At 67.9% G+C, this 13,804-nt stretch carries 10 protein-coding genes; 6 read left to right on the forward strand and 4 right to left on the reverse strand.

The window, feature by feature from the left end:
- Positions 1–28: 28 nt before the first annotated feature.
- Positions 29–1,012 carry a type I glyceraldehyde-3-phosphate dehydrogenase gene (locus tag ACXAED_RS03770; RefSeq protein WP_475047001.1) on the forward strand — a complete coding sequence of 328 codons (984 nt, stop codon included), beginning with the start codon at positions 29–31 and terminating at the stop codon, positions 1,010–1,012.
- A gap of 55 nt (positions 1,013–1,067) precedes the next feature.
- On the opposite strand, the gene ACXAED_RS03775 is transcribed toward ACXAED_RS03770, so the two are convergent.
- Positions 1,068–1,628, reverse strand: coding sequence for a hypothetical protein (locus tag ACXAED_RS03775; protein ID WP_475047002.1), 561 nt, complete (start codon positions 1,626–1,628; stop codon positions 1,068–1,070).
- Between the two features lie 109 nt (positions 1,629–1,737).
- Positions 1,738–2,040, reverse strand: coding sequence for a hypothetical protein (locus ACXAED_RS03780; RefSeq protein ID WP_475047003.1), 303 nt, complete (start codon positions 2,038–2,040; stop codon positions 1,738–1,740).
- 514 nt (positions 2,041–2,554) lie between these two features.
- Between ACXAED_RS03780 and ACXAED_RS03785 the strand changes: the two genes are divergently transcribed.
- Both ACXAED_RS03785 and ACXAED_RS03790 read left to right on the forward strand, forming a co-directional pair.
- On the forward strand, positions 2,555–4,357 hold the full coding sequence (locus ACXAED_RS03785; protein WP_475047005.1) for an autotransporter assembly complex protein TamA: 1,803 nt from the start codon (positions 2,555–2,557) through the stop codon (positions 4,355–4,357).
- On the forward strand, positions 4,354–7,983 hold the full coding sequence (locus ACXAED_RS03790) for a translocation/assembly module TamB domain-containing protein (RefSeq protein ID WP_475047006.1): 3,630 nt from the start codon (positions 4,354–4,356) through the stop codon (positions 7,981–7,983). The genes ACXAED_RS03785 and ACXAED_RS03790 overlap by 4 nt, the downstream gene beginning before the upstream one ends.
- Positions 7,984–8,052: 69 nt before the next feature.
- On the opposite strand, the gene ACXAED_RS03795 is transcribed toward ACXAED_RS03790, so the two are convergent.
- Entirely contained in the window at positions 8,053–9,033 is a 981-nt protein-coding gene (locus ACXAED_RS03795; protein ID WP_475047007.1) for a glucokinase, read from the reverse strand.
- A gap of 152 nt (positions 9,034–9,185) precedes the next feature.
- Here ACXAED_RS03795 and ACXAED_RS03800 point away from each other — a divergent pair, with 152 nt between their 5' ends.
- Both ACXAED_RS03800 and ACXAED_RS03805 read left to right on the forward strand, forming a co-directional pair.
- On the forward strand, positions 9,186–10,235 hold the full coding sequence (locus ACXAED_RS03800) for a glycosyltransferase family 2 protein (protein ID WP_475047009.1): 1,050 nt from the start codon (positions 9,186–9,188) through the stop codon (positions 10,233–10,235).
- Complete coding sequence (locus tag ACXAED_RS03805; RefSeq protein WP_475047011.1) at positions 10,232–11,182, forward strand: glycosyltransferase family 2 protein; 951 nt, start codon at positions 10,232–10,234, stop codon at positions 11,180–11,182. The genes ACXAED_RS03800 and ACXAED_RS03805 overlap by 4 nt, the downstream gene beginning before the upstream one ends.
- 137 nt (positions 11,183–11,319) lie before the next feature.
- On the opposite strand, the gene ACXAED_RS03810 is transcribed toward ACXAED_RS03805, so the two are convergent.
- Positions 11,320–12,072 carry a WecB/TagA/CpsF family glycosyltransferase gene (locus ACXAED_RS03810; protein WP_475047012.1) on the reverse strand — a complete coding sequence of 251 codons (753 nt, stop codon included), beginning with the start codon at positions 12,070–12,072 and terminating at the stop codon, positions 11,320–11,322.
- 192 nt (positions 12,073–12,264) lie between these two features.
- Between ACXAED_RS03810 and ACXAED_RS03815 the strand changes: the two genes are divergently transcribed.
- On the forward strand, positions 12,265–13,728 hold the full coding sequence (locus ACXAED_RS03815) for a hypothetical protein (RefSeq protein ID WP_475047014.1): 1,464 nt from the start codon (positions 12,265–12,267) through the stop codon (positions 13,726–13,728).
- Positions 13,729–13,804: the final 76 nt, after the last annotated feature.

The raw sequence follows: 13,804 nt of genomic DNA on the forward strand, positions 1-13,804 counted from the left end.
GTCCCAGCGCGCCTGCCATAGATTGCGCATGAAACTTGCTATCAACGGATTCGGCCGCATCGGCCGCGCCATCCTGCGCCAGATTCTGACCACGCCGCGCGGCGACGGCATCGAGGTGGTGCGGATCAATGATATCGCGCCCTTGGACATGTGCGCCTATCTGTTCCAGTACGACAGCACCTTCGGCCCCTTTGCCCATCCGGTGGAGCACGGCGGCGGCGCGCTGCAGGTGATGGGCCGCAGCATCCCGGTCAGCCATGAGCCCGATCTGACCAAGGTCGATCTGAGCGGCGTCGATCTGGTGCTGGAATGCACCGGCATCGCCCGGACTTCCGACGTGGCGGAGCGCGGGCTGAAGGCAGGGGCTGGCAAGGTGCTGATCTCCGGCCCCTCCCCGGCGGCTGAGCTGACCATGGTGCTGGGCGCCAACGAGGAGGCATTGGGGGATACCCGCATCGTCTCCAACGCCTCCTGCACCACCAATGCGCTGACGCCGCTGGTCAAGCTGCTGGACCAGATCGCAGGCATCGACACCGCGCATATGACCACGATCCATTGCTACACCAACTCGCAGCCGATGGTGGACGCGCCGCGCGGCGATTTTGCCCGCTCGCGCGGCGGCGCGCAGTCGATGGTGCCGACGACGACTTCAGCCATGCATCTGATCGACGAGGTGCTGCCGCATCTGAAGGGCCGGGTCAGCGGCGCCGCGGTGCGGGTGCCGACCGCCAGCGTGTCGGCGGTGGATCTGGTGGCGCAGCTCAAAACCCCGATGAGCGAGGCGGATTTCACCGCCGCCCTGCGTGAAGGGATCGCCGCCTCCAAGGTGATGGGCTGGACGGATATGCCGCTGGTCTCCTCGGACTTGCGCGCACGGACGGAATCGCTGGTGATTGCCAGGCCGGAAACCCGCATGGCGGGGCATTCCCAGGCGCGGGTGTTTGGCTGGTATGATAACGAATGGGGATTTTCCGCCCGGATGCTGGATGTGGCCCGGCTGATGGCGGGCTGAGAACCGCCCGGGCCGCAAGTGCCCGCCGCAGGCCCGCCTGTGGCGGGCCCGGCTGTTACTGCGGGCTGTGCCGCTGCCCAGCCAGCCGGAACCAGCGGAAGATCAGCATCAGTACAAACATGCAGGCCGCGAGCCCGATCAGGTCGCCGGCGGCATAAACCGCCATCACCGGAAGCTGGTCGTCCGCGAATATCAGGCCTGAGAACACCACCGTCTGCCCCAGCGAGTTGATGACCGACGCCAGTGCGCCGATGGCCAGCAGACCGGTCCAGGCGATCCGGCGCGACTCCCCGGCATAAAGGCTCCAGCCGAACAGCCAGGCGATTTCAAAGGCCGCAAAGGCGGAGAAGGCTCCGACGCCGATGGATTGGAGCAGCACCGGCTCCATCAGCGTCCGCACGCTGGCCTCGGTGAACAGCACTTCCGACAAAAGCGCGCCTGCCGCGAGGGGTGGGATGGCTTTCCAGCCGAACAGCCAGACGCACAGCACGCGCACACCGTGCGGCAGGTAGGCCAGGCTGGCAAAGACAGTGATGTCCGGCAGGAACAGATTCTGCACCGGAGTGACCACCCATGCGGTCAATCCGTGGCAGACGACGTAGACGGCGGCGATCACCGCAAAACCCTGAAACCGGGATAGCAACTTGTAATATCAACTCATGCCGCCCGTTTAGACACAGGCCGCGGAAGCTGCAATCCGATGTTTTACCGCAAGCGGCCTGCCGTCATTGGAGAGCAGGATCGAAGCGGACCACGTAATGCTTGGCCCGGCTGCCGCCCGCCCGCTCCAGCAGGCCCATGCCCAGCAGCGATTTCAATGTGCGGTGGTAGGTTGCCTGGGCAATTCCCTGCACCAGCCGGTGGCTGCGGATCTGGTCCGACTGTACCGGCGCCCCCGGCGCGCTGGTCAAAGCGTGGGCCGCCAGCAGCACATCCCGCTCCGCCGGGCTAAGCCGGTCGAGCCCCATATCGCGTTCCATCTGGTACAGCATGTCCCGCAGCTCGAAAATTGATCTTAGACTATTCAAAACTCTTACCCCTTGAAATCTCTACCTTCTGTTTCAGGCGAAGCCGTGCAAAGTGATACCACGTGAAATTATCAAACTGACAATTATATGGACAGCAATAATCCACGTGGTATCATTCTGCCAGGCCTAGCTGCATGTGAGTGGTGGCTGCGCCTGACGTTACCTGATGTAGTGTTTGTTAATCAGTGACAGCTCCGGCAGTTCTACCTGCCGGAGCTGAACTGAATAGTACAGTTTAATAATCACATTCCAATCACCTTTACGGTCAATTATTCGGCGCACGCGCCAAAGTGGCAAAATAGCGCCGCCGCATCCGGCGTAATCCGTGCTTGCCGCAGCCGTTGCCCATAAGGCGAAGCCGATGCGCGGCAATCCGCCGCCGCCGGGGACAGGCGGAATGCCGCCGCTTTGCTGGTTCCATCCCGCAATTTCCCCGTGCTAGGCTCAGCCCTGACGCCTGCTGCCCTGCCGGGCCGCAAGGCTGATTTTTTTACGCCCGCCGCCGGGAGCAGACATGAATTTTCCATTCCGCCCGCGTTTGACCGCGCGTGCCCTTGCCTTCAGCTTTCTGATCCTTGTGCCGCCTGCCGCCTTTGGCGCGGACGCCACGCTGCAAGCCCCCGGAGCCGATGCCGCGCTGGCGGACCGGCTGCGCGGTGCCTCGGCCTCGGTTGCGGCCAGCGGCGAGACCAATGTGCAGGAGATCCTGGCGGCAGCACTGTCCGATTACCGGACGCTGGTGCAGGTTCTGTACGACGCAGGCCATTTCGCGCCGGTGGTGAATATCCGCCTGGACGGGCGCGAGGCTGCGCTGATCGAGCCGCTGAACCCGCCGCAGAGCGTCGGCAAGGTAGAGATTTCCGTCCAGCCCGGCCCCCGGTTTGCCTTTGGCAAGGCGGAGCTGTCGCCGCTGCCCCGGCAAAGCGATGTTGAGTTCCCCGACGAATTCGCCCCCGGCCAGCCCGCCAGCACCGGCGCAATCCGCGATGCGGCAGCGGCCGGCGTGCGGGCCTGGCGGCGCAGCGGCTATGCCAAGGCCACGGTGTCGGACCAGAAGATCACCGCCAATCACCTGCAGGCCCGCCTGGATGCCCAGCTGCGGCTGGCCCCTGGCCCGCGCCTGCGCTTTGGCCGGATGGCCGTGACCGGCGACACCCGGGTCCGCGAGGAGGCCATCCGCCGGATCGCGGGCTTCCCGGCGGGGGAGGAATTCCACCCCGATCTGATCGCCAAATCCGCCACCCGCCTGCGCCGCACAGGCACCTTCTCCAGTGTGGTGCTGCGCGAGGCGGAGCAGCCGAACCCGGACGGCACCCTGGATTACACCGCGGTGGTCGAGGACCTGCCGCCGCGCCGCCTGACCTTCGGCGCCGAGATCAGCTCTTCGGACGGGGTGGAGCTGTCGGGCAGCTGGATGCACCGCAACCTGTTCGGGGCTGCCGAGAAGCTGCGGATCGAGGCGCGGCTCAGCGGCATCGGCAGCAGCAATGACATCGACGGGCGCGTGGCCGTGCGGCTGGACCGGCCCGCTGCGCTGGGGCCGGATGACCTGATCTTCTACCTGGCCGAGGCCGAAAAGCTGGACGAGGAGCACTATAAGGCCACCCAAGTGTTTGGTGCAGCGGGCGTGCGGCGGACCTTCTCCGACACATTCTTTGCCGAAGCCGCGCTGGGGGTGTCCTCGATCCTGGCAGAGGACGTGTTCGGCCAGCGCCGGTTCAAATACATCGCAGGCCGCCTGCGCGCCGAATACGACGGGCGCGACAGCCGGGTGAACCCTGCCAGCGGCTATTACCTGCAGGGCGATGCCACACCCTTTATCGGTGTCGGCGGCAGCAAATCCGGATTGCAGATCCAGGCGGACGGGCGCGCTTATTGGGGCTTGGGTGCGGACGACCGGATCGTGCTGGCCGGGCGGCTGCAGCTGGGCTCGGTCGTCGGGCCGTCGCTGCGTGAAATCTCCCCCACCCTGCTGTTCTTCTCCGGCGGCGCCGGAACGGTGCGCGGGCATGAATTCCAGTCGCTGGGCGTCCCGGTTGCGGGCGGCATCGCAGGCGGGCGCAGCTTTGCGGCGCTGTCGGGCGAGGTGCGGGGCAAGGTCACCGATACGATTTCACTGGTCGGTTTTTACGACATTGGATTTGTAGACGCAGACAGCTTTGTTTCGGGATCATCCGCCCGCCATGCAGGCGCCGGCATCGGGCTGCGCTATGATGTGGCGGGGATCGGGCCGATCCGGCTCGACCTCGCCTATCCGGTCGACGGGGGAACTGAGGACGGGCTGCAATTCTACATCGGGATAGGACAGGCGTTTTGAGACAGTTTCTTGCCTATAGCCTGGCCCTGGGCCTGGCGGCCGCGCCGCTGGCGGCGCAGGACACCACCAAGGAGGACGCCGGCGGGCTGCTGGTCGATTTCCTGGAAGACACGCTGTCCGGCGACAGCCGTTATATCAGCGTCAGCGGGCTGGAGGGCGCGTTTTCCTCTGAGGCCAAGATCCAGAAGATCACGGTGGCCGACGAGGACGGCATCTGGCTGACCATCGAGGGCGCGGCGCTGGACTGGAACCGGCTGGAGCTGTTGCGCGGGCGGTTCTCTGTCAATGAGCTGTCGGCGGAGCGCATCGCCGTGGACCGCGCGCCCAAGCCGCTGCCGCCCGATCCGGAACTGCCGGAGGCGGCGGCGACGCCCTTCGCCTTGCCGGAGCTGCCGGTGGCGATCGAGCTGGGCCTGATCAAGGCAGCGCGGATCGAATTGGGCGAGGCACTGGCGGGAACCGCCGCCAGCCTCAGGGTCGAGGGCTCGCTGCGGCTGGCGGACGGCGCGCTTGACACCAAGCTGGAGGCGGTGCGGCTGGACAAGCCCGGCGACCACCTGCGGCTGGAGGCGGGCTATGCCAATGAAACCCAGCAAATCACTCTGGACCTGACCGCGGATGAGGCCGCAGGCGGGCTGATCTCGCGCAGCCTGGATCTGCCGGGCAACCCCGACCTGCAGCTGACCGCCAAGGGCAGCGGGCCGGTCACGGACTTCACCGCCGATATCAGCTTCAGCTCCAACGGGACGGAGCGGCTGGCGGGCCAGGTGGTGCTGGCGGCCCAGCCTTTGCCCGCAGACGCGGCGCCGGAGAGCCCGCGCGATATCCGCTTTTCCGCCAATTTGGGCGGCAATATCGACGTGCTGCTGCCGCCGGTGCACCGGCCCTTCTTCGGTCCCGGCCTGCGGCTGAACGTCAAGGGCACGCGCGAAGGCAGCGGCGCTGTGGCACTGGACACGCTGGCTCTGCGCACCCGGGCGCTGCAGGTGAGCGGCGCCGCGGCGCTGGCGGCGGGCGGCAGGCTGGACACCGCCAACCTCAAGGCCGCCATCACTCCGCCCCCGGGCCAGGCCGCGGTGGCCCTGCCGGTGGGCGGCGGCCAGACCACGCTGGCAGCAGCGGATTTGCAGCTGCGCAAGCGGACGGACGGCAACTGGAGCCTGGACGGGGTGTTGAACCAGCTGAGCCACCCGGGCGCGCTGGTCGATCAGGCAGAGGTCACCGGCCGCGGCACGCTCGACCAAACCAGCGGCTTTGCGCTGGAGGGGCGGCTGTCGGCGGCGCTCAGCGGCTTCCAGCCGCGCGACCCGGCGCTGGCCAAGGCCACCGGCAACGACATCCGCTTTGACGGCACCCTCAGCACTGACGGGCCCGGCGCGCTGCGGATCACGGATATGGAACTGCGCGGAACCGATTACCAGGCAGCGGGCGATGTCACCCTGGACGGTCTGGAGGAGGGTCTGAAGATCACCGCGGATCTGACCGCGGAGGCGTCGGAGCTGGCGCGCTTCTCGGACCTCGCCGGGCGACCCCTGGGCGGCGCCGTGCGGGCGGACGTGCAAGGCTCCTTCACACCGCTGTCCGGTGCGTTTGACACCGATCTGGACCTCATCGCCGAAAACCTCTCTGCCGGGATTGCCAAGGCGGATGAGTTGCTGGCGGGCACCACCACGCTGGCTCTCAAGGCGTCGCGGGACGAGATCGGCATTACCGTCGACACTTTCGAGCTGGCGGGCAGCGCGCTGGAGGCCTCTGCCGCGGGCACGCTGAACGACCAATCCGGCCAGATGGAGATCACAGCCCGTCTGACCAAGGTGGAGGTGCTGCTGCCGCAGGCCCCCGGCACGCTGGAGCTGGCCACCACCCTCACCCGCACCGGCAGGCGGTTTGATGGCGTGGCCGAGCTGACCGGGCCGCATTCCTCCAGCGCCAAGCTGGACGGGTCGGTGACGCTGGAAGGGGATGCCGATTTCGACTTTGCCGCCGCCTTCAACGAGCTGGAGCGGTTCGTGCCGGAACTGGCAGGCCGGCTGACCGCCGAAGGCACCGCGGAGCGGCGCAACGGCGAATGGCAGATCGCCGCCAAGGCCGACGGCCCGGCGGACCTTGGCGTCAAAGCCGAGGGCCGCTTTGCCGAGAGCAACGGCGACACCGATCTGAAGTTTGAGGGCGCCATCGGCCGGCTGCAGCAGCTGGTGCCTGACCTGGCCGGGCGGCTGGCCGCCAAAGGCACCGCCACACGCCGCGATGGCACCTGGACGGTGGACAGCACCGCCAGCGGCCCTGCAGGCATCGACAGCCGTATCGCGGGCAGCTGGAACGAGGCCGAAGGCACCGCTGATGTGAACGCCAGGGGCACCCTCCGGCTGGAGGGGATGAACCCGTTCATCTCTCCCAACCTGTTGCAGGGGCCTGCGAATTTCGATTTGGCCTTGCGCGGGGAGCCGGCGCTGGACTCCTTGAGCGGCACTGTGTCGGTTCCCGGCGCCTCGCTGGTGATCCCGGCGGCGGCGCAGCGGCTGGACGATATCAATGCCACCGTCTCCTTTGCCCGCTCCAGCGCCCAGGTTCAGGTCTCAGCCCGCGGCCGCGACGGCGGCACCCTGCGGATCAACGGCCCGGTGGCGATGCGCCCGCCCTTCAGCAGCAATCTTCAGATTGCCATCGGCGATCTGGTGGTGACCGACAACCTGTCTTACGAGACGCTGTTGAACGGCAGCCTGACCCTGTCCGGAGCGATGGCGGGCGACAAGCGGATCGACGGGCAGATCAATGTGGGTGAGACCAATATCAACCTCAATACCGCAGGCGGCTCGGTCTCGTCGGCACCGATCCCGCCGATCCGCCATGTGAACGCGCCGCGCGATGTGCGCCAGACCCTGGCGCGAGCCGGGCTGACCGGCAACAACGGCGGCGGCGGGGGCGGCTCGGCCAGAACCGAACTGGATATCCTGATCAGCGCGCCATCGCGGATCTTTGCGCGCGGCCGCGGCCTGCGCGCGGAACTGGGGGGCGACATCCGCCTGCGCGGCACCACCGCGCGGCTGTCGCCCTCGGGCCAGATCAGCCTGATCCGCGGCACCTTTGACATCCTGGGCCGGCGGCTGGAGCTGGACGAGGGGCGGATCACCCTGCTGGGCGATCTGAAACCCTATCTGGAGTTCAGATCCTCCGCCGCCACCGAGGAGGGCACCGCCACGCTGGAAATCTCCGGCCGGGTCGATGCGCCGGAGATCAAGGTGACGGCCGACCCGCCGCGCCCCTCCGAGGAGGCGCTGGCGCTGTTGCTGTTCGGCGACAATATCGAGGACATCTCGCCGCTGGCGCTGGCCCGGCTGGCGGGCTCGGCGCTGACCCTCAGCGGGCGCGGCGGCGGCGCCCAGAGCAGGGTGCGCGAGGCCACCGGCGCGGATTCGGTCGATATTGGCGCCGACAACCTGGGGGCAGGCCAGCTGGGGCTGGGCGGTTACGTGGCGGAGAACGTCTATACCGATTTCAACGTCAACACCCGCGGCGACAGCGAGCTGAGCATCAACCTGGATGTGACCAAGAGCCTGACGGTGCAGGGCACGGTCGACAGCGAGGGTGAAACCGGCTTCGGGCTGTTCTTCAAGCGCGACTACTGACGGCCTGCGGCGGCTCTTGGGCGGCCAGCCGCGGGCCGCCGTTTTCCGGCGCGGAAAACGGCCCGGAAATCAGGTGATTTCCGGACCGGAATCCGTGCCGGATTCCGCCTCCCCCGCAGCAGCCAGCGCCACCTCGGCGGCGCCGCTGACACCAGCAGCGTCATCGGTGATCAGCCATAGCGGTATGTCCGCGCAGATCCCGCCCAGCCGCCCGCCGGGGGCGGTATAGCTTTCCAGGAAATGCCCCCGCGCGGGCGTGCTCAGGATGCCGCGGGCCACGCTGCCCGCAAAGAACAGCCCCTGCCGCGGCAGATAGGCCGCCGTCAGTTCCCGCGCCAGCAGGCCCAGAAGATACGCCCATTCGCAGACAGTCCGGGCCTCGGGCGCGGCTGGATCCGCCAGATAGGCCGCCTCGATCCCTTCCGCGCTGCCAGCCGCGGCGCCGGTCAGCGCCTGATGAAAGCGCACCAGTCCTGGCCCGGAAAACAGTGCCCCGATGCAATCGAACGCCTCAGGCGCATGGCCCAGCAGGCCATCAAGCCGGCGGCACAGCGCCTGCGGCAGGCCGGTATGGCCAAGTTCGGCCTCCAGCGCCTCCCTTTCCACCATAGCGGCGGCATTGAACCCCGTGCCGATCCCCGCGACCAGCGTCTGGCTCCCAGTCTGCCGTCCGGGGCGCAGGCAAGACAGCTGCCCCGGGATCAGCACCGGCAGCGCATGGCCCAGCGCCGCCAGATCGTTGATGACCGTCACATGCGCGCTGCCGGGCAGGCCCAGTGCCGCGGCAATCTCAGCTGCCGAGCCGCTCCAGTTGCGGTTGCTGAGCTGGAAGCGCCCGTCCCTGACCGGACCGGCCACCGCCAGGCAGGCGCCCCGCAGCGGCGGCAAGCCGGGCTGCGCGCAATAGGCCTGCAGCACATCCTGCAGGCTGGCGAAACTGTCGTTGGAAAAACTCTGCAGCGCGGTTACCCCGATCCCGGACGCCGCCAGGGCCAGCCGGGTCCTGCTGCTGCCGGCAACTCCTGCCAGAACGGTCAGCTCAGCCGCCATCTGCCGCGGTCCTTTCCGATCGTTTCCCCGGTCTAGAGCCTGCAGCAATCCCGCCGCAATTGCAATTGAGCGGGCAGGCAGCGCTTGCAGCCGCCGGCGGAACCTTGCAGGCTGGCAGCGACAATCCCGGCAGGCGTAAGACGGAGCCCCGCGTGCACAGATCAATCGGCCACAGACTGGCGGCCCGCGCCGGGCGGATGGCGCAAGACGCCCTGCACCGCGCACGGCTGCACAGGTCGCTGCGCCATCTGCACGGGCCCGCCCGGCGCTTTGCCGCGCCGCAGGAGGTGGTGCTGATCGCGCTGGTGCGGGACGGGACCTATTACCTCGACGTGTTTTTCGAACACTACCGGAGGCTTGGGGTCTCATGCTTTGTGTTCATCGACAATGGCTCGACCGACGGAACGGTGGACCGCATCCGGCGCGAGCCGGGCACCGCGGTGCTGCGCTCCGCCCTGCCCTGGCTGGAGTTCGAGAACAGCTTCCGCGCCTATGCCGCCAGCCGCTATGGCCGCGGCCGCTGGTGCCTGTTTGCCGACATGGATGAGCTGTTGGATTTCGAGGGCAGCGGCACCACCGGGCTGCCCGGGCTGACCGGCTATCTGGCGCAGCAGGGCTATTCGGCGCTGCAGGCGCAAATGCTGGAGATGTTCCCCAAGGGCCCGCTGGCAGCGGCCCGCGGACTGTCCTATGCCGAAGCGGTCAAGGCGTTCCGCTATTGCGACGTCAGCACGGTGCAGGCGCTGGATTATGGCCACGACGACACCGGGCTTGCCTATTACCTGCGCCAGAACAGCCTGCCGCCGGGCGGCGCGCAGATGCTGTACGGCGGGGTGCGCGGCAAGGTCTTCGGCGAGCGCTGCTGCCTCAGCAAGCACCCGCTGGTTTTCAACGGTGCCGGCGTGCAGGCAGCGGTGCATCCGCATGTCTCTGCCGGGGTGGCGGTGGCGGACGTTGAGGGGTTGATCCGCCATTACAAATTCGCTGGCGACAGCCTGGCCCGCGATCTCCAGACCCGGGCCGAGGCGGTCTCAGAACATGGCGAGGACAGGCTGCGCAGCGATGCGATGCAGGCGCAGCCGGAGCTGAGCCTGTGGTCCGATGCGGCGCTGGAAGACGCAAGTATCGCCGGCCTCCAGCACCTGGGCTTCCTGCGCCGCGCGCCCGGTTACAGCAGCTATCTGGCAAGGGGCGGCGCATGAGCGCCCCGGCGATCGGCGCCGTGGTGATCGGGCGCAACGAAGGCGAACGGCTGATCCGCTGCCTGCGCTCCCTGCAGGGACAGGTGCAGCAGCTGATTTATGTGGACAGCGGCTCCACCGACGGCTCGGCCGAAGCGGCGCGGCGCTTGGGGGCCGAAGTGGTGGACCTGGACCTGAGCCGCCCCTTCACCGCGGCGCGTGCCCGCAATGCCGGGCTGGCAGCGCTCAGCACCGGAATTGAGCTGGTGCAATTTGTAGATGGCGATTGTGAAGTGGACCCCGGCTGGCTCGCCGCCGCGGCGGAATTTCTGCAGGCGCATCCCCGGGTGGCCGTGGTTTGCGGACGGCGGCGGGAGCGGTTTCCGGAGGCGTCGGTCTATAACCGGCTGTGCGACGCGGAATGGGACACGCCGGTGGGAGAGGCCAGCGCCTGCGGCGGTGATGCGCTGATGCGGGTGGCGGCAGTTTATACCGCGGGCGGCTACCGCGAGAGCCTGATCGCGGGCGAGGAGCCGGAACTGTGCCTGCGGCTGCGGCGGGCGGGCTGGCAGGTCTGGCGGCTGGATGCGGAGATGACGCTGCACGACGCGCAAATGACCCGGTTCGGCCAATGGTGGAACCGCAGCCGCAGGGCGGGCCATGCCTTTGCCGAGGGCGCAGCGCTTCATGGCGCAGGACCTGAGCGCCACTGGGTGGCCGAGACCCGCCGCGCGCTTGCCTGGGGTGCGGTGCTGCCCGCAGCCATCGCGGCCGCCGGGCTGATCAGTCCTGTCCTGCTGCTGGCGGCGCTGATCTATCCGGCGCAGGTTCTGCGCCTGTCCCGCCGCATGGGGATTGAGCAGGCGCTGTTTTCGGTGCTGGGGAAGTTCGCCGAGGCCTCCGGCGCGCTGGAGTACCGCTGGCGCCGCTGGCGCGGCACGGCGCGCGGCATTCTGGAATACAAGTAGCGCCTGCAGGGGCTTTGCCCCTCTTGGCCTTCCGGCCAATTCACCCCAGGATATTTGCAGCCAGATGAAGACCGGATCCTTTATTCATCTGGCCGGAAATATCCCGGAGCGCGAGGCAGAGGCTCGCATCAGGCTGCTCAGCGGGTGCGGAGCCGCCAGGCCCTGAGCATCTGGGCAGGCAGGATGGCCAGGCATTTGGCATAGCGCGGCAGCATTCGGGACGGGCTGGAGAACGCCCGCCACAGCCACTCCATCGCCAGCGCCCGCACCCAGGCCGGGGCCCGTTTCTGATGGCCGCCGAGGAAATCCAGCCCGGCCCCGACAGAGGCAAACCCGGTGCGCGGCGCCAGGCGGCGGCCGCGCTGCGCCAGGCGCTCCTGCTTGGGGGCGCCCAGCGCCAGGAAACACAGGCAGGGGCCGGTTTCATCCAGCCGGTGCAGGATCCGGTCCGCCTCTTCGCCGTCCGGATCGAACCGGCCCGAAGGGGCGTGGCACCAGGCGATTTCCAGTCCCGGCACCTGGTCGGTCAGCGCTGCTGCGGCGTCCGCCAGCGCCTCCTCCGAGCTGCCTGCCAGCGCCACCGGCACCCCGGCCGCTGCCGCCAGCCGGCACAGCGGCAGCACCAGGTCCGACCCCGGCATCAGCTCCACCGGGCGGCCCGCAAGCCGTGACAGCCAAACAATCGGGCGCCCGTCCGCCACCACCAGATCCTGCGCCTGATAGGCGGCCAGGAACCCCGGCGACTGCGCCAGTTTCACCAGGTGATCCAGATTGACCGTGGCCAGCGCAAAGCCCTGGCCCGCCTTGAACCGGGCGCGGATCTCCGCTTCCAGCAGCGCCCGGCGAGGCATGTTCACCGCCACCCTGCGCCCGTTGAAATCAAAATGCACTCCATCCCCCGGTCTTAGACGGCTCCCTGATACATCCCGCGCCCGTGCCAGGCCAGCGCGGGAAGCCGATCCCCGCCGCCAGCGTGGCATAGCTGCACACCGTTTACCGGTTGTTGCAAATCCGCGCGACAGCGCCTGCGGCAATCGTTAAACTTTGAACCAACAACCGGGGAACTGAGGGAGCACGGGGCTTTGCCCAACGCTTTGGCCTATCTGATGCTGCTGGCCTGGCCGCTGGCCAGCCTGGTGCTGTTCCGGCGCCTGCCGCTGGAACGGGCGGTGCTGTGGTGCATCATCGCGGGCTATCTGCTGCTGCCGCCGCTGGCCGAGTTCGACCTGCCGCTGGTGCCGGATATGGACAAATTCGCCATCCCCTCAGTGATGGCGTTACTGCTGTGCGTCTTTCTGCTGCGCAAGCCGGTTCCGCTTTTGCCGCGGCACCCGGCGGTGCGGCTGCTCGTGCTGCTGTTCGTGTTCGGGGTCATCCCCACCGTGCTGACCAATGGCGAGCCGATCCTGTTCCGAAGGATCGCCAACTCGGATCCGATCATCTTCCTGACCGATCAGCTGCCCGGGCTGCGCTGGCGCGACCTGGGGTCCGTCATCATCAACCAGATGATCGTTCTGATCCCCTTCCTGCTGGCGCGCCGTTACCTCTCCACTCCGGAAGCCCAGCGCGAGCTGCTGCTGGCGCTGATGATCGGCGCGCTGGCCTATACCATCCCGTCACTGATCGAGATCCGGTTCAGCCCGCAGATCAACGTCTGGATCTACGGTTTCTTCCAGCATGACTTCAGCCAGATGATGCGCCAGGGCGGCTTCCGGCCCATCGTGTTTCTGCCCCATGCGCTGTGGCTGGCGTTCTTTATGCTGTCGGCGCTGCTGGCCGCCACCGCGCTGGCGCGCGCGGCATCCGGAGGGCAGCGGCTGCGCCTGGCGCTGGCGGCGGCCTATCTGTTCGTCGTGCTGGTGCTGTGCAAGAGCCTGGCTTCGCTGGCCTATGCGCTGGCCTTCACCCCGGTGGTGGCGCTGGCGCCCTTGCGCTGGCAGCTGCGGGCCGCGCTGGTGCTGGCGCTGATCGCGGTGGTCTACCCGATGCTGCGCAACACCGGGCTGGTGCCGACCGAGGCGCTGGTGGCCCAGGCCGAGATGATCAGCGCCGAGCGGGCGCATTCGCTGAACTACCGGTTCGAGAACGAGGCGCAGCTGCTGGCGCGCGCAGCTGAGAAACCCTGGTTCGGCTGGGGCGGCTGGGGCCGCAACCTGTTGCGGCACGAGGAGACCGGCCAGATCCTGTCGATCCCGGACGGGCGCTGGATCATCGTTTTCGGCACCTTCGGCTGGCTGGGCTACATCGCCGAGATGGGTCTGCTGGCCGCGCCGCTGCTGCTGCTGGCCCATGCCGCGCGGCGGGCGCCTGCCGGCAGCGTCTCGCCCTATGCCGCGCCGATTGCGCTGATCCTCGCCGCGACCATGGTCGACATGCTGCTGAACGCGACGCTGATCCCGATCACATGGATGTGCGCGGGGTCGGTTCTGGGCTACGCGGAGCGGCTGCTCTACCCGGATTTGTTCCGCCCGAAAACCGCCCTGTTCGGCGGGGCGCAGGCGATGCTGCCGGACGCCGCCGGGCCCGAGCGGCGCAGCATCCTGTGATGCCGCAATCTTTCCGCGTTTGCGGCCGAAATTGACACAATGCGTCCACAGGACAGCCGCATGGATTGACGAAGGT

Source organism: Leisingera sp. ABM4_103 (genome assembly GCF_056158685.1).